General features: G+C 19.2%; 12 protein-coding genes, 2 tRNA genes and 1 pseudogene. 14 read left to right on the forward strand and 1 reads right to left on the reverse strand.

Going from position 1 to position 18,727, the window contains the following annotated elements; all coding sequences use genetic code 11:
- Positions 1 to 246 precede the first annotated feature (246 nt).
- The 9 genes and pseudogenes from AB4W47_RS00780 (at position 247) to gyrB (ending at position 12,759) form a co-directional block, all read left to right on the forward strand.
- A complete protein-coding gene (locus tag AB4W47_RS00780) occupies positions 247 to 1,407 on the forward strand; it encodes a phosphoglycerate kinase (protein WP_367670738.1) in 1,161 nt (386 codons plus the stop codon).
- Between the two features lie 85 nt (positions 1,408 to 1,492).
- Positions 1,493 to 2,569, forward strand: a complete 1,077-nt coding sequence (gene fbaA, locus AB4W47_RS00785) for a class II fructose-bisphosphate aldolase (protein WP_367670739.1) — start codon at positions 1,493 to 1,495, stop codon at positions 2,567 to 2,569.
- 288 nt (positions 2,570 to 2,857) lie between these two features.
- On the forward strand, positions 2,858 to 3,706 hold the full coding sequence (locus AB4W47_RS00790; RefSeq protein ID WP_367670740.1) for a mechanosensitive ion channel domain-containing protein: 849 nt from the start codon (positions 2,858 to 2,860) through the stop codon (positions 3,704 to 3,706).
- Between the two features lie 117 nt (positions 3,707 to 3,823).
- Positions 3,824 to 5,449: pseudogene (gene metG, locus AB4W47_RS00795) on the forward strand (methionine--tRNA ligase); the annotation flags it as partial.
- Between the two features lie 281 nt (positions 5,450 to 5,730).
- Positions 5,731 to 6,105 (forward strand): 30S ribosomal protein S12, encoded by a 375-nt coding sequence (gene rpsL, locus AB4W47_RS00800; RefSeq protein ID WP_367670741.1) that lies wholly within the window; start codon positions 5,731 to 5,733, stop codon positions 6,103 to 6,105.
- A gap of 96 nt (positions 6,106 to 6,201) precedes the next feature.
- On the forward strand, positions 6,202 to 6,672 hold the full coding sequence (rpsG, locus tag AB4W47_RS00805; protein WP_367670742.1) for a 30S ribosomal protein S7: 471 nt from the start codon (positions 6,202 to 6,204) through the stop codon (positions 6,670 to 6,672).
- 74 nt (positions 6,673 to 6,746) lie between these two features.
- Positions 6,747 to 8,849, forward strand: coding sequence for an elongation factor G (gene fusA, locus AB4W47_RS00810; protein WP_367670743.1), 2,103 nt, complete (start codon positions 6,747 to 6,749; stop codon positions 8,847 to 8,849).
- A 79-nt stretch (positions 8,850 to 8,928) separates the two neighbouring features.
- Positions 8,929 to 10,029, forward strand: a complete 1,101-nt coding sequence (dnaN, locus tag AB4W47_RS00815) for a DNA polymerase III subunit beta (RefSeq protein WP_367670744.1) — start codon at positions 8,929 to 8,931, stop codon at positions 10,027 to 10,029.
- Between the two features lie 315 nt (positions 10,030 to 10,344).
- Positions 10,345 to 12,759, forward strand: coding sequence for a DNA topoisomerase (ATP-hydrolyzing) subunit B (gene gyrB / locus AB4W47_RS00820; protein ID WP_367670745.1), 2,415 nt, complete (start codon positions 10,345 to 10,347; stop codon positions 12,757 to 12,759).
- A 139-nt stretch (positions 12,760 to 12,898) separates the two neighbouring features.
- Here gyrB and gltX read toward each other — a convergent pair whose 3' ends face one another.
- Entirely contained in the window at positions 12,899 to 14,305 is a 1,407-nt protein-coding gene (gltX, locus tag AB4W47_RS00825) for a glutamate--tRNA ligase (RefSeq protein ID WP_367670746.1), read from the reverse strand.
- Positions 14,306 to 14,443: 138 nt separating this feature from the next.
- On the opposite strand from gltX, the gene AB4W47_RS00830 reads away from it, so the two are divergent.
- The 5 genes from AB4W47_RS00830 (at position 14,444) to AB4W47_RS00850 (ending at position 18,663) form a co-directional block, all read left to right on the forward strand.
- Positions 14,444 to 14,516 (forward strand) — tRNA-Val (locus AB4W47_RS00830).
- A gap of 9 nt (positions 14,517 to 14,525) precedes the next feature.
- Positions 14,526 to 14,598: transfer RNA gene (locus AB4W47_RS00835), tRNA-Lys, on the forward strand.
- Positions 14,599 to 14,825: 227 nt separating this feature from the next.
- Positions 14,826 to 15,926, forward strand: coding sequence for a 23S rRNA (adenine(2503)-C(2))-methyltransferase RlmN (gene rlmN, locus AB4W47_RS00840; protein ID WP_367670774.1), 1,101 nt, complete (start codon positions 14,826 to 14,828; stop codon positions 15,924 to 15,926).
- Between the two features lie 128 nt (positions 15,927 to 16,054).
- On the forward strand, positions 16,055 to 17,362 hold the full coding sequence (gene hisS, locus AB4W47_RS00845) for a histidine--tRNA ligase (protein WP_367670747.1): 1,308 nt from the start codon (positions 16,055 to 16,057) through the stop codon (positions 17,360 to 17,362).
- 122 nt (positions 17,363 to 17,484) lie between these two features.
- The gene (locus AB4W47_RS00850) at positions 17,485 to 18,663 is read left to right on the forward strand and encodes a PQQ-binding-like beta-propeller repeat protein (protein WP_367670748.1); all 1,179 of its coding nucleotides are present in this window, start codon (positions 17,485 to 17,487) and stop codon (positions 18,661 to 18,663) included.
- The last annotated feature ends 64 nt before the right edge of the window (positions 18,664 to 18,727 follow it).

Here is an 18,727-nt window from a genome sequence, read left to right on the forward strand (position 1 = left end):
ATTAAACTTTAATAAAATTAAATTTTTTTGAATTTTTTTTAAAATTTAAAAAATTATTAAATTTAATAAATAATTATTTTAAAATAAAAATAAATATTTTTATTTTAAAAATAAAAATTATAATAAATAATTTTAAAATATATTTTTATTAAAAATAAATATTTTCATATTTAAAATTTAATTTTATATATATATTATATATTATTTAATATAAATTTTTTAATTCTAATAATAGGAAATTGTTTTATGAATTTAATTAAAATGACAGATTTAAATTTATTTAATAAACGTGTATTAATTAGATCAGATTTAAATGTACCTTTGAAAGATAAAAAAATTACATCTTTTATGAGAATTACATCATCTTTACCAGCAATTAAATTTGCAATAGAACAAAAAGCAACTGTTTTAATTGCTTCACATTTAGGTCGACCAATAGAAGGAGAATATAATTCAAACTTATCATTATATCCAATAGCAAAATATTTAAAAAAAATATTAAATCATCCTATTCGTTTTGTAAAAGATTATATTAATGGATTTAAAATAAATTCAGGAGAAGTTGTATTACTTGAAAATGTTAGATTTAATAAAGGTGAAAAAAAAAATGATGATAAACTAGGAAAAAAATATTCTAAATTATGTGATATTTTTGTAATGGATGCTTTTGGATCTTTACATAGATCACATGCTTCTACAAATTCTGTAGCAAAATTTTCTTCAATATCATGTGCTGGTCCTTTATTATGCAAAGAAATAAAAGAAATAACAAAAGCACTTGATAATCCTAAAAGACCAATGGTTTCTGTAGTAGGTGGATCAAAAGTATCTACTAAATTAACTGTTTTAAATTCTTTAGCTAAAATGTCAGATATATTAATTGTAGGTGGTGGAATTGCTAATACATTACTTGCATCTCAAGGTTATAACATTGGAAATTCTCTTTATGAAGCTGATTTAATGTTAGAAGCTAAAAATTTATATAAATATGGAAATATACTTTTACCAAAAGATGTAAAAGTATCTACTGAATTTTCTGAAAATTCTTATGCAAAATTAAAATCTATTGAAAATATTAAAGATAATGAACAAATATTAGATTTAGGAGATAAATCTTGTGAAGAATTTTCAAAAATTTTAATAAATGCTAAAACAATATTATGGAATGGTCCAGTTGGAGTTTTTGAATTTTCTAATTTTAGAAAAGGAACAGAAACTATTGGATTTTCTATTGCAAAAAGTAAAGCTTTTTCTATTGCAGGAGGAGGAGATACAATTTCAGCTATAGATTTATTAAATATAAAAAAAGAAATTTCTTATATTTCTACTGGAGGTGGAGCTTTTATTGAATTTTTAGAAAAAAAAGAATTACCTATATTATCAATTTTAAAAAATAAATTAAAATAATTACTAATAATATAAATTAGTAATTTTTTTTAAAAAAATAAAATAATAATTAATTATCTTTTAAATCTCATAAAGGAATGAGAATATGTGTAAAATTTTAAATTTAGTTAAACCAGGTGTAATTTCAGGAAATGATGTTCAAACAATATTTAATTTTGCAAAAAAAAATAAATTTGCTTTACCTGCAATTAATTGTATAGGTATTGATTCAATTAATGCTGTATTAGAAACAGCTAAAAAAATGCAATCTCCAGTTATTATACAATTTTCATATGGAGGATCTTCATTTATTTCTGGTTTAGGTTTAAATAATAAACAACATAAATCATCTATATTAGGTGCTATTTCAGGAGCATTTCATGTACATAATATAGCAAAATATTATGGAATACCAGTAATACTTCATACTGATCATTGTGATAAGAATATGCTTCCATGGATTGATTCATTAATTATTGAAGGTGAAAAACATTATTTTTCTACAGGAAAACCACTTTTTTCTTCTCATATGATAGATCTTTCTAAAGAAACAATTGAAAATAATATTAAAATTAGTGCAAAATATTTATCTCGTTTAAGTCAGATAGATATGACTTTAGAAATAGAATTAGGATGTACTGGAGGTGAAGAAGATGGAATTGATAATATAAATATTTCAAGATCTTTACTTTATACTCACCCAAAAGATGTTGCTTATGCATATAAAAAATTAAATAATATTAGTTCAAATCTTATTATAGCTGCATCATTTGGTAATATACATGGAGTATATAAACCAGGAAATGTTAAACTAACCCCTAAAATTTTAAAAAAATCTCAAAAATATATTTCTAAAAAATTTAATCTTCCAAATAATTCTCTTAATTTAGTTTTTCATGGAGGATCTGGTACAAAATTAAAAGAAATTCAAGAATCTTTAAAATATGGAATAATTAAAATAAATTTTGATACAGATATTCAATGGGCTACTTTTAAAGGTGTTAAAAAATATTTTAAAAAAAATCATAAATTTTTAAAAAATCAATTAGGAAATCCTTTTGGAAATAATAATCCAAATAAAAAATATTATGATCCACGTGTATGGTTAAGAGAAGGTCAAATTTCATTAAAAAAATATTTAGAAAAAATATTTAAAAATCTTAATTCAATTAATGTTTTATAAAAAAAATTTATTTTATTATTAAAAATAAATTTATTTTATATAAAAAAATATATATAATTAATTTTTTTTTAAAATTTTTATAAAAAATTTTAAAAAATTAATTTATATAAAAATATATTTTAATTTTTAAAGATTATTTTTTTATGAAAATATTATAATAATTAAATATAAAATTTTTTATTTTAAAAAAATAAAAATTTATTAAAATAATTTATATATAAAATAAAAAATTATTTTTATAAAAATATTATATATTTATAATTAAATAATTTAATGAGTAAAATAAATGTGAAAAAATTAAGTGTAATTAATGAAATTAATCATGTTAGTAATTGGCTTACAGGACATCAACAATTATTAATTCAATATGTTATAAATATGATTATTGCAATTATTATACTTTTTTCTGGAATATTTCTTTCAAAAATTATTTCAAGATCATTAAATAAAGTAATGAAATCAAGAAATATAGATATAACAGTTACAAATTTTATTTCTACAATTTTTCATTATGGTAGTCTTATTTTTACTATTATTGCATTTTTAAATTGTTTAGGAGTTCAAACTTCTTCAATAATTGCAGTTATAGGAGCTGCTGGTTTAGCTGTAGGATTAGCATTACAAGGATCTTTATCAAATTTTGCTGCTGGTGTTTTACTTGTTACATTTCGTCATTTTCATGCTGGAGATTATGTTGATTTTGGAGGTACATCTGGTACAGTAATGGTTGTACAATTATTTTCAACTACTTTAAGAACTTATGATGGAAAAATTATTATTGTTCCTAACAGTAAAATTATTTCTGGTAATATTACAAATTTTTTTGCAGAACCTAATAGATTATTAGATATAACAATTAGTGTTAATTATAACACTGATTTTAATTTAATTAAAAAAGTAGTTAATAATCTTTTATTAAAAGATACAAGAATAATTAAAGAAATGGGAACCACAGTAAGATTAAGTGGATTAAGACCTACATCTATTGATTTTATAATAAGAGCTTGGGTTCCTAGAAATGAATTACAAAATGCAAAATTTGATTTATTAGAAAATATTAAAATATCTTTAGATATTCATAAAATTGGTATTATATATCCATCAATAAATATATCTCTTACAAAAGATTCTAAATAATTTTATTTATAAAATGTAAATTATTATGAATTTATTAATTTTATTAAAATATTAAAGAATTAAATATTTTTAATTAAAATTATATATAAAATGTAAATAATTAATTAATAAAATTTTATGATAAATAAAAATAAAAAAATTTTAGTAACATGTGCTTTACCATATGCTAATGGACCTATTCATTTAGGTCATATGCTTGAACATATTCAAGCAGATATATGGGTTAGATATCAGAGAATGCAAGGAAATATAGTATATTTTATTTGTGCTGATGATGCACATGGAACACCTATTATGATTAAAGCAAAAAAATTAAAAATAAATATTGAATCTATGATTAAAAAAATAAATAAAGAACATAAAAAAGATTTTTTAAAATTTAATATTAGTTATAATAATTATTATTCAACTCATAGTAAAGAAAATCTTGTTTTATGTAATTTAATTTTTAATAGATTAAGAAAAAAAAAATTAATTAATATTAAAAATATTTCTCAATTATATGATAAAAAAATATCAATTTTTTTACCTGATAGATATGTTAAAGGAACTTGTCCTAAATGTTTTTCTATTAATCAATATGGAGATAATTGTGAAATTTGTAGTGCTGTTTATGATTCAATTAATTTAATTAATCCAAAATCAATATTATCTAATTCAATACCAATTATTAGAAATTCTAAACATTTCTTTTTTAATTTACCAAAAATGAAAAATTTTTTATATAAATGGATAAATTCTAATAATTTACAAAAAGAAGTAATTAATAAAATAAAAGAATGGTTTATTTCTGGATTAAAATCTTGGGATATCTCTAGAGATGATCCTTATTTTGGATTTGAAATACCAGGAACAATAAAAAAATATTTTTATGTATGGTTAGATGCACCAATTGGATATATGGGAACATTTAAAAATTTATGTAATAAAGAGAAAAATATTAAATTTAAAGATTTTTGGAATAAAGATTCAAAAAATGAAATATATCATTTTATTGGAAAAGATATAATTTATTTTCATTGTTTATTTTGGCCTGCTTTATTAAAAGGAAGTAATTTTAAAACTCCAACAAATTTATTTGTTCATGGTTATTTAACAATAAATGGAAAAAAAATGTCTAAATCAAAAGGTACTTTTATAAAAGCAAGTACTTATTTAGTACATTTAGATCCTGATTATTTAAGATATTATTTTGCATCAAAATTATCTTCAAAAATTAATGATATTGATTTTAATGTAAAAAATTTTGTTGAATGTATAAATGTTCATATAATTAATAAAATTGTTAATCTTGCTTCAAGATGTTCTAAATTTATTGAAAAAGAATTTTCTTGTTATCTTTCAAATGAATTAAGTGATCCAATTTTATATGATTTTTTTATTAATTCATCATATGATGTAAAAAGATTATTTAATTCTAGAGAATTTAGTTCTGTAATAAAAAAAGTAATAGAATTATCAGATATTGCTAATAAATATATTGATGAAAAAAAACCATGGATATTAAAAAATAAAAAAAATAAAAAAAAATTACAAAATGTTTGTTCTATGGGTATTAATTTTTTTAAAGTTTTAATGATTTATTTAAAACCTATAGTTCCATCTTTATCAATACGAGTAGAAAAATTTTTAAATATAGAATTATCATGGAATAATATTAAAAATCCATTATTTAATCATAAAATTAAACCTTTTAAATTTTTAATGAATAGATTATCTATAAGTCAAGTTAATAAAATAATTAATAATTAATTTTTTTATTTTAATTTTTTTAATTAAATTTATAATATTTTAATATTTGTATAAATATATAAAATTTTTATAAAATAAAAAATCAAACAATAATTATATTAAAATTTAAAATAAATTATATTTATAATATATTAAAAATATAAAATAAAAATTTTTAATAAAATTTATTTAATATATTATAATTAATAATAAATTGTTATTTATTATTAATTATAATATATTAAATAATAATTAAATTAATTCATTTAAAAACATATAAGGATTTTCTTATTATGACAACTGTAAATCAACTTGTAAGAAAACCTCGTAAAACAAAAATTATTAAAAGTAATGTATCAGCTTTAGGTAAATGTCCTCAAAAAAGAGGTGTTTGTATTAAAGTTTATACAACTACACCAAAAAAACCAAACTCTGCTTTAAGAAAAGTTTGTCGTGTTCGTTTAACAAATGGATTTGAAGTAACATCTTATATTGGAGGAGAAGGACATAATTTACAAGAACATTCTGTTGTATTAATTAGAGGTGGTAGAGTTAAAGATTTACCAGGAGTTAGATATCATACAATTAGAGGTGCATTAGATTGTTCTGGAGTTAAAGATAGAAAAAATGGACGTTCTAAATATGGAGTTAAAAAACAAAAAACTTAATTTAAATTATTATTTAATAATATTAAGATTTTAATATATTAATTTTTTTTAAAATTAACATATAATCATCTATATTTTAATAAATGGAGATTATATATGCCTAGACGTCGAATTATTAGTCAAAGAAAAATATTACCAGATCCAAAATTTGGTTCAGAGATTTTATCTAAATTTATTAATATTCTTATGATTAATGGAAAAAAATCTATTGCAGAATTTATTACATATAATGCATTAGATTTTCTTATTAAAAAATCTAAAAAAAATCATTTAGAATCTTTTGAAACTGCTCTTGAAAATGTTCGTCCAATAGTTGAAGTTAAATCTAGAAGAGTTGGAGGATCTACATATCAAGTACCAGTAGAAGTTAGATTAGTAAGAAGAAATGCTTTAGCTATGAGATGGATCATATATGCTGCTAGAAAAAGATCTGATAAATCAATGTCTCTTCGTCTTGCTAATGAATTATATGATGCTATAAAAAATAAAGGATTGGCTGTTAAAAAAAGAGAAGATGTTCATAAAATGGCAGAAGCTAATAAAGCATTTGCACATTATAGATGGTAACATATTTAAATTTATATATTTTATATATAAAAATTTAATATTTTTTTTGAATAAAATTTAAATAGAGGGTATAAATGTCTCGAATCACACCTATTGTTCGATACCGAAATATTGGAATTAGTGCTCATATTGATGCTGGAAAAACAACTACTACAGAAAGAATTCTTTTTTATACTGGGGTAAATCATAAAATAGGTGAAGTTCATCATGGATTAGCTACTATGGATTGGATGGAACAAGAACAAGAACGTGGAATAACTATAACTTCTGCAGCTACTACTTGTTTTTGGTCTGGTATGTCAAATCAATTTAATAAATATAGAATTAATATTATTGATACTCCTGGACATGTAGATTTTACTATTGAAGTAGAAAGATCTATGTCTATATTAGATGGTGTAGTTATGGTGTATTGTGCAGTAGGTGGAGTTCAACCTCAATCTGAAACTGTATGGAGACAAGCAAATAAATATAATATACCTAGAATTGCTTTTATAAATAAAATGGATCGTATTGGAGCAAATTATTTTAATGTAATAAAACAATTAAAAAATCGTTTATTATCTAATCCTGTTGCAATTCAAATACCAATAGGTTCTGAAGATAAATTTGTAGGAATAATTGATTTAATCAAAATGAAAGCAATTTATTGGAATAAAAAAGATCAAGGACTTACATTTTCATATGATGAAATTCCAAATCATTTAATAAATTTATCTAAAAAATGGCATCAATATATAATTGAATCTGCAGCAGAATCATCAGAAAAATTAATGGATAAATATTTAAATAATGAAATTTTAACTGAAAAAGAAATAAAAAATGGATTAAGAAAACTTGTATTAAATAATAAAATTATTCTAGTAACTTGTGGTTCTGCTTTTAAAAATAAAGGAATTCAATCTATGCTTGACGCAGTTATTGAATATTTACCATCTCCAATAGATATACCTCCAATACAAGGAATATCTAAAGATAAAAAAACACCTATAAAAAGATTATCTGATGATAAAGAACCATTTTCTGCATTAGTATTTAAAATAGCATCAGATCCTTTCGTAGGAAATTTAACTTTTTTTCGTGTATATTCAGGTGTAATAAAATCTGGAGATAAAATTATTAATGCAATAAAAGAAAAAAAAGAAAGATTTGGTAGAATTGTACAAATGCATGCTAATAAAAGAGATGAAATAAAAGAAGTTAGAGCTGGAGATATTGCTGCTGCAATAGGATTAAAAGATGTTACTACTGGAGATACATTATGTGATCCTAATGCATATATTATATTAGAATCAATGGATTTTCCAGAACCTGTTATATCTGTTTCTGTTGAACCAAAAACAAAAGTTGATCAAGAAAAAATGAGTTTATCTTTAAATAGATTAGCTCAAGAAGATCCTTCATTTAAAGTTTGGACAGATATTGAATCTGGACAAACAATTATTGCTGGAATGGGAGAATTACATCTTGAAATATTAATTGATCGTATGAAAAGAGAATTTAATGTAGAAGCAAATGTAGGAAAACCACAAGTAGCTTATAGAGAAACAATAAGAAATTCAATTGAAAATGAAGGTAAATTTATTCGTCAATCTGGAGGTAGAGGACAATACGGACATATTTGGTTACGTATTGAACCAATAGAACCTGGTGGAAATGGATATGAATTTGTAAATAAAATTGTTGGAGGAGTAGTTCCTAAAGAATATATTCCAGCTATAGAAAAAGGAATAAAAGATCAACTTAAAAGTGGAGTTTTAGCTGGATATCCAATAGTTGATGTTAGAGTATCAGCTTTTGATGGATCTTATCATGAAGTAGATTCTTCAGAAATAGCATTTAAAATAGCTGCTTCTATAGCTTTTAGAGAAGGTTTTATGAAAGCAAATCCAGTTATTTTAGAACCTATTATGAGTGTAGAAGTAGAAACCCCTGAACGTTATATGGGTGATGTTATCGGAGATTTAAATCGTAGAAGAGGAATTATTGATGGAATGGAAGATATACCTACAGGAAAAAAAATTCGTTCTAAAGTTCCATTATCTGAAATGTTTGGATATGCAACAGATTTAAGATCTCAAACTCAAGGAAGAGCATCTTATTCTATGGAATTTTTAAAGTATAATGAAGCACCTAAAAATATTTCACAAAATATTATAGATAATAAAAAAATATAAATAAAATTTTTTATTAAAATTTAAATTTATATTTAAAATTTATTTTAATTTTTACTTATTAAGTTTTATATTAAATAAAATGAAATTTATTATTCAAAGAGAATTAATATTAAAACCTTTACAAAAAATTAGTAATATTATATCAGGAAAAAATTTTCTTCCAATATTAAATAATGTTCTTATAAAAGTAAAAAAAAAATATATAAAATTAATAAGAACAAATTTAGAAATAGAAATTATTATAAAAATAATTTCTTGTAAAATATATAAATCTGGAACAACTACAGTTCTTGCACGTAAATTTTTTGATATTTGTCGTAGTTTTCCAGAGTTATCAATAATTAATATTGAAATAAAAAATTTACGTTTAATTATTTCTTCTAATAAAACAAAATTTTATCTTTCTATAACATCAGAAAATAATTTTCCTAAATTAGAAATTTATACTTATGATTTACAATTTTTTATTCCTATAAATTTATTAAAAAATTTAATTAAATCCACTCAATTTTCAATGTCAAAAAATGATATACGATATTATTTAAATGGAATGTTATTTGAATTTTCTAAAAATAAAATAAAAAGTGTTACAACAGATGGTCATAGATTATCTATAAGTAATATGTTTATAGAAGGAATTAAATTTAATAAATCTATTATAATACCAAGAGATAGTATTAAAGAATTAATGAAATTTTTAGATAATAAAAAAGATTTTTTAAATATAAAGATTAGTAATAATAATATTTTTTTTAAAATAGGAAATTATAGTTTGATTTCTAAATTAATTGAAGGAATATATCCTGATTATAAAAATATATGTTTAAAACAATATGATAATTTTTTACAAGCTGATTGTAATAAGTTATATGAAGCAATTTCAAGAGTATCACTTCTTTCTAATGAAAAATTCAAAGGAATTAGATTATATATAAGTAAAAATCAAATAAAAATTACTGCAAATAATTCTTCACATGAAGAAGCAGAAGAATTTTTAAATATTTTATATGAAGGAAATAATATAGAAATTTGTTTTAATGCTATATATATTTTAGATGTTTTAAATATATTAAAATGTGATAAAATAAAGTTATTATTTAATAATAATTTTTCTGGTATACAAATTGAAAATTTTTTAAATAAAGGTTCTATATATATTCTCATGCCTATGCATTTATAATAAATAATAAATTTTAAAAAATTTAAATTAAAATTATAAAAAATTATTAATTAATATAATTTTTTTTATAAAATTTTATATTAATAAATAAAATTTATACATAAATAATTTAATTGAATTTATTTATATAAATAATTAAATAATATTTATTTTATAAATTTTTATTAAAAAATATTTTTAATAAAAATTTATTTATATATTTTTTAAAATTATTAATAAATATATTATATAAAATTTTATTTATTTTTAATAAATTTTTAAAAATATTATATATTATAAATAATTTAAAATTATCTTTAAAATTAGGTAAATTTTATGTCATATGATTCTTCAAGTATAAAAGTATTAAAAGGATTAGATGCAGTAAGAAAAAGACCAGGAATGTATATTGGAGATACTGATGATGGTACTGGATTACATCATATGGTATTTGAAATTGTAGATAACTCTATAGATGAGGCTCTTGCAGGATATTGCAAAAAAATTATTGTAAAAATTCATAATGATAATTCAGTTTCTGTTTCAGATGATGGAAGAGGAATACCTACTGGATTACATGAAGAAGGAGTATCTGCAGCAGAAGTAATTATGACTGTTTTACATGCTGGTGGAAAATTTGATGATAATTCTTATCAAGTTTCTGGAGGATTACATGGTGTTGGAATTTCAGTTGTTAATGCTCTTTCGAAAAAATTAAAACTTTTAATTAAAAGAGATGGTAAAATATATTCACAAACTTATATATTTGGAATTCCAAGAAAATCTATAAAAATTATTGGAAATACAAAAGATACTGGTACTACAATACGTTTTTGGATAGATTATAAAATTTTTACTAATAATACTGTTTTTAAATATAAAATTTTATCTAATAGATTGAAAGAATTATCTTTTTTAAATGCAGGTATATCTATTTGTTTATACGATGAAAAAAAAGAAAAAAAAGATTTTTTTCATTATTCTGGAGGAATTAAAGAATTTATTAATTATTTAAATTTTAATAAATCTCCAATACATTCTAAAATATTTTATTTTATTGCTTCAAAAAAAGAAATATCAGTAGAAGTTGCTTTACAATGGAATAGTAGTTTTAAAGAAAATATATATTGTTTTACTAATAATATACCTCAACGTGATGGTGGATCTCATCTTGTTGGATTTAGATCTGCAATAACAAGATCTTTAAATTTTTATATGGATAAAGAAGGAATTTTAAAAAAAGCTAAAGTTAATACAATAGGAGATGATACAAGAGAGGGATTAACTGCTGTTGTTTCTGTAAAGATTTCTAATCCTAAATTTTCTTCTCAAACTAAAGATAAATTAGTTTCTTCTGAAGTAAGATCTATAGTAGAATCATTAATTAATAAATATTTAATAGAATTTTTATTAGAAAATCCTAGTGATTCAAAAATAATTGTTGGAAAAATTATTAGTGCTGCTCGTGCTAGAGAAGCTGCAAGAAGAGCACGTGAAATTACTCGTAAAAAAAGTTCATTAGATTTTGCTTCTGGATTACCAGGAAAATTATCTGATTGTCAAGAAAGAAATCCTATTTATTCTGAGCTTTATTTAGTAGAAGGAGATTCTGCTGGTGGTTCTGCAAAACAAGGAAGAAATAGAAAAAATCAAGCTATTTTACCGTTAAAAGGAAAAATACTTAATGTTGAAAAAGCTAGATTTGATAAAATGTTATCTTCTCAAGAAGTTACATCATTAATTACTGCTTTAGGATGTGGAATAGGTTCTAATGATTATAATCCAGATAAATTAAGGTATCATAAAATTATTATTATGACTGATGCTGATATTGACGGAGCACATATTAGAACTTTATTATTAACATTTTTTTATCGTCAAATGCCTGAAATAATTAAACGTGGTCATATATTTATTGCACAACCTCCTCTTTATAAAATTAAAGAAGGAAATAATGAAAAATATATTAAAAATAATAACGATATGATTAAATATAAAATTATTTTAGCTTCAAAAAATTCTATTATTAATACAAAATCTATTAATGGAATAATAAAAGATAATAATTTATATTTATTAATATCAAAATATTTTGAAACAAAAAAAGATATTAATTTAATGAAAAAATATTTTCCATATGATTTTCTTAAAAATTTATTATTTTATAAATCTATTGTTAAAAATGATCTTAATGATAAATATAAAGTAAAAAATTGGATAAAAAAAGTAGTAAAAAAATTAAATGAATATAAAAGAAAATATTGTAAATATAGTTTTTTTATAAAAAAAAATAATGATTTAAAAATATTTGAACCTATATTAATAATGAAAAATTATGGAATAAAATTTTGTTATAATTTAAATATTAATTTTTTTAAAAGTAATGAATATAAAAAAATTTATTTTATAAGAGAAAAAATAAAAAAATTAATAAATATTAAAGATGGAGCATATGTTGAAAGAAAAGGAAAACGTAAATTAATAAATAATTTTGATCAAGCATTTAAATGGTTAATAAAAGAATCATCCAAAAATTTAATAATTCAAAGATATAAAGGTTTAGGTGAAATGAATCCAGAACAACTTTGGAAAACAACTATGGATCCTAAAAATAGAAGAATGTTACAAATTAATATACATGATGCTATTATAGCAGATAATCTCTTTACTACTTTAATGGGAGATTCAGTAGAACCTAGAAAAGAATTTATTCAAAAAAATGCACTAAAAGTTATAAATATTGATATATAAATTTTTAAAAAATTTAATAAAAATTAATTATTTTATTTAGTTAAAAAATTTTTTAATAAATTATATTAAAAATTAATTTATAAATTATTAATTTTTATTTTTATTAAAATTAAGTTAATATTTAAAAAATATCTGATTTTTAAAAAAAATCAGATATTTTTTTTATTGAATATTTAATTCTAAAAAAAAATAAATCTCTTCCAATTATATAAATAATATCACTAATAGATGGTGTTTTTTCTATTCCTGTTATAATAATTCGTAATAACATATAAGATTCTTTTACATATGAATTAAATTTTTTTGTTATATTGAATATTATATTTTTAATTGAATTAAGATCCCATTTTTTTAATATTTTTAATTTTTTATTAACTTTTTTAATAAAATTTAATGATGAAGTATTTAAATATTTTTTTATTAAAAAAATATTAAATTTTAAAGATTTTTTATAAAAATAATTAAAATGTATTATCATATCATTTAAAGTATTACATCGTTTTTTTAAAATTTTTATTACATTTTTTAATTTAGGACCATTATTAATATTAATTTTATTTTTTTTAATATGCCATTTTAAATAAAAAATAATATTTTTTATAGGAAGTTTGTTGATATATATATGATTTAACCATAATAATTTTTTATAATTAAATATACTAGGAGATTTATTTATTGATTTTAAATTAAATAATTTTTTCATTTGATAAATATCAAAAATTTCTTGATTACCATAAGACCATCCTAATCTTACTAAATAATTTAATAATGCTTCTGGAAGAAATCCATAATCACGATATTTCATTACTCCAATAACTTCATTTCTTTTAGATAGCTTTTTTTTATCTTCTCCTAAGATCATTGATAAATGAGCATATTCTGGTATTGGGGCATTAATTGCTTTTAAAATATTTATTTGTCTAGGTGTATTATTTATATGATCTGATCCTCTTATAACATGTGTTATATTCATATCATAATCATCTATAACTACAGCAAAATTATATGTAGGAATTTTATTTTTTCTTTGAATAATTAAATCATCTAATTCTTCGTTATTAAATTTAATTGTTCCATGAATATGATCGTCAAATGATACAATTCCATTAATTGGATTACATAAACGAATTGTATAAGATTTTTTATATTTTTTAAAAGAATTAATATATCTACAATGTCTATCATATTTTGGTTTTATATTATTTTTTATTTGATATTCTTTTAATTCTTTTAATCTTTTTTTTGAACAATAACATTTATAAGCAGTTTTATTTAAAAGCATTTTTTTAATAAAAAATTTATATCTATTTAATCTATCTGTTTGAAAAATAGGTCCATGATCCCAATCAATATTTAACCATTTCATACTTTTTATTATTTGATTAATTGATTTTTTTGTAGATCTTTCATAATCAGTATTTTCTATTCTTAAAAAAAATTCTCCTTTGTAATGTCTAGCAAAAAGCCATGAATAAAGAGCAGTTCTAATACTTCCAATATGTAAAGATCCAGTTGGACTAGGAGCAAATCTAGTTTTAATTTTCATAAAAATATTTACCTATTTTATAATAATATTTTTTATTATATATAATTTTTATTTTTTATAAAATAAAAATTTTAATTTTAATAAAAATGATTGACTCAATCTATTACTTATTTTAATATAGTAATAATAAAAATTAAAAGGTGATTAGCTCAGAAGGTAGAGTGCCTCTTTTACAAGGAGGAAGTCGGCGGTTCGATTCCGTCATCACCTAAAAATTTCTGGGTCGTTAGCTCAGTCGGTAGAGCAGTTGACTTTTAATCAATTGGTCGCAGGTTCAATTCCTGCACGACCCAAATAATTTTAAAAAAATTAAAATATAAAAACTTTATATAAATCTTAATTTTTTAAATTTCTGTAATATATAATCCTAAATATAATTTTATTATTAAAATAATAATTAATTTTAATATTTAAATATTATTTTATTATTTATATATATTTTTTTAAAAAATTTTAATTAATTTTTATAAAAAAGGAAATTATTTTAATGATATTAAAACAAAATAAATCTTCTAAAAAAATTTTAAAAAAAAAATATATTAATAATAAAATAAAAAAAATTAATTTTTTAAATATGAATAGAGAAAAATTATATATTTTTTTTAAAAAAATAGGAGAAAAATCTTTTAGAGTTCATCAATTAATGAAATTTATATATAATAATTTTTATGATAATTTTGATTATATGACAAATTTTAATAAAAATTTAATATATAAATTAAAAAAATATGCAGTAATAAAATATCCTTCTATTATAGATCAAAAAATATCTTATGATGGTACAATTAAATGGATTTTAAAAATAAAAAATCAAAATATAGAAATGGTTTATATTCCTGAAAAAAATCGTGCTACTTTATGTATATCATCTCAAATAGGATGTTTTTTAAATTGTAGTTTTTGTTATACAGCTAAACAAGGATTTAATCGTAATTTAAAAGTATTTGAAATAATAGGACAATTATGGACTGCTTCTAAATTTATTTTTTTAAATAAATCATTAAAATTAAATAAAATTACTAATGTAGTTATGATGGGTATGGGAGAACCTCTTTTAAATTTATCTAATTTAATTCCATCTATAAATATTATGTTAGATAATTTAGGATTTAATTTATCTAAAAGACGTATTACAATTTCTACTGTAGGAATAGTTCCAGGAATAGATAAACTAAAAAATATGGTAGATGTTTCATTAGCAATATCCCTTCATGCTCCAAATGATTATATAAGAAATAAAATAATACCAATAAATTATAAATATAATATTAAGAATTTATTAAATTCAGTAAAAAATTATTTATTTAAATCTAAAGCTAATAAAAATGGAGTAACTATAGAATATGTTATGTTAAATAACATAAATGATAAAATAAAACATGCACATCAATTAGCAAATTTATTAAAAAATATACCTTGTATAATTAATATCATACCATGGAATAAATTTCCAGGAACAAATTATAAATGTTCTTCTAATGAAAAAATTAATAAATTTATTAAAATATTAAAAAATTATAAAATTATTGTTTTTATTAGAAAAACTAGAGGAGATGATATAAATGCTGCATGTGGACAATTATCTGGAAATATCCATAATAAATTTTTATTTAAAAAATAAAAAATTTGTTTATTTTAAAAATATTAATTTAATTAAAAATTTGTATAAAAATAAAAATATTTAAAATAAATTATAAATAAAATATACAAATTATTTAAATAATAAATAAAAAAATTAGAGAAAAAATATTGAAAAAAATACAATCTATTAGAGGAATGAATGATTTTTTACCAAAAGAAACATACTTATTTAAAATAATTGAAAATTATTTAATAAATATTTTAGAAAATTATGGATATAAAGAAATTAGATTTCCAATTATTGAATATACTTCTTTGTTTAAAAGAACTGCAGGTGAAATGACAGATGTTATTCAAAAAGAAATGTATAGTTTTAAAGATAAAAATGGAGATTGTTTATCTTTAAGACCTGAAGGAACAGCTGGTTGTGTAAGAGCATGTATTGAAAATGGATTATTTTATAATAATAAAAATCAAAGATTATGGTATATAGGTCCTATGTTTCGTCATGAAAGACCTCAAAAAGGTAGATATAGACAATTTCATCAATTAGGAATTGAAAGATTTGGTAAAAATAACCCAGAAACTGATGCTGAATTAATTATATTAATTTATAGGTTTTGGAAAAAACTTAATATTGATAAATATATTTTATTAGAAATAAATTCACTAGGATCAATTAAAACACGTTTAAATTTTATAAAACAATTAACAATATTTTTTTCATTTTATAAAAAAAAAATAGATAAAAAATATCAAAAAAATATATATATTAATCCAATAAGATTATTAGATAGTAAAAATAAATATATAAAACATTTATTACAAAAAAAAAATTTTCCTAAGAAAATTTTAGATAAAGATTCTTATGATCATTTTTCTAAATTATGTTATTTTTTAAAAAAAGCAAAAGTACCATTTATAATAAATAAAAAATTAGTTAGAGGATTAGATTATTATAATAAAACAGTTTTTGAATGGATATCTAATATAACCGAAATGAAAAAAACTATATGTGGTGGTGGTAGATATGATAATTTAGTTAATATAATAAACAAAAAATATAAAGTTCCAGCAGTAGGTTGTGCTATTGGTTTAGATAGATTATTTATATTAATTCAAAATATTAATTCTAAATATATTAAAAATAATTATATATATAATATAAATAATATAAATATATATTTTATATATCTTGGTAAAGAATCAAAAAAATCTTTTATAATTTTATCTGAAAAAATTAGAGATTTTTTTCCTAAAATTTGTTTAATAACAGATTTAGTTAATTATAATTTAAAAAAATTTTTAAAAAAAATAAATAAATATAATATTAAAATATTATTAATATTAAATGATGAAGATAATAAAAATAAATTAATAAAAATAAAAAATTTTATTAAAGGAACACAAGAAGTTATTAAACAATCTTATTTAATAAATAAATTAAAAAAAACTTTTAATGAAAATTTTAAATAAATTTTTATATATTTAAAATTTTTTATTAAAAATTTAATAAAAATTAAATTTTATTTATTTATAAATATATGTTTAAATTTATATATAATTAATATATACCTTATATAATAAGAGAAAGTTATATGAAATTTAATAATTTAATTATTTTATTATTTTTATCATTTATTATGATGATTTCTGGATGTTCTTTATTAAATTTAAATAAAATTAATAATTTTAATAAATCTTTATATGAAAAAAATAATAAATTTTATTTATTTAAAATATGGGATTTTAAATTAAAAAAAAATAAAAATATTTTTAATATAAATCCTATAATTGATAAATCTATAATTTTTATAGCTTCTAAAAATGGAAAAGTTTATGCATTAAATATTAATAATGGAAAAAAAATTTGGAAAAGAGATTTATCTATTTATAGTAATATTTTTTTAAAAAATATTGAACATTTATCTGGAGGATTATCAAAAAATAAAAATAAAATTTATATAGGAAGTGAAAATGCAAATTTATATTCATTAAATTCACAAAATGGAAGTATTATATGGAGTTCTTCAGTATCTGGAGAAGTATTATCTACTCCTATAATAAAAAATGGTTTTATATTTGTTCATACTGGAAATGGTATGATTCAATCATTATATGAATATAATGGATTAATTAAATGGACTTTAAATTTAGATAATTCTTTATTTTCTTTGAGAAAAGATTGTGACCCTGTAATTTATAATAAAAATATTATTGTTGGAGATAATGAAGGAAATTTAAATTCTATAAATATTAAAACTGGAAAAATTATTTGGAAAAAGAAAATAAATATAAAAAATAATGAAAAAGAAAATAATTTATATTTACAAGGTATAAAATCTAAACCAATTATATATGATAATATTATATATACAACATCATGTAATGGAAATATATTTGCATTAGATGCAAAATCTGGAAAAACAATATGGCATAAAAATATTGGATCTTTAATTAATATGTTATTAGATAATTTTTGTTTATATTTAGTAGATAAAAATGATAATATTATTTCTATAAATATAAATAATGGATCTATTATATGGAAACAAAATATATTAATTAATAAAAATATTACGTCTCCTATTTTATATAAAAATTATTTATTATTTGGTGACAAAAAAGGATATATTTATTGGATAAATAAAAAAAATGGAAATTTATTTATAAAACAAAAAATAGATAATAATAAAATTTTAAATATTATAAATAATAAAGATAATCAAATTATTATTCAATCAGAAAAAGGATATATAAGTTCTTTTACTATATAATTTTAAAAACAAATTTTAATTATTAATTAAAAATTAAATTTAAAATATTTTATATAAAAATTAA

Origin of the sequence: Sodalis-like secondary symbiont of Drepanosiphum platanoidis (assembly GCF_964059955.1) — a bacterium.
GTDB lineage: Bacteria > Pseudomonadota > Gammaproteobacteria > Enterobacterales > Enterobacteriaceae.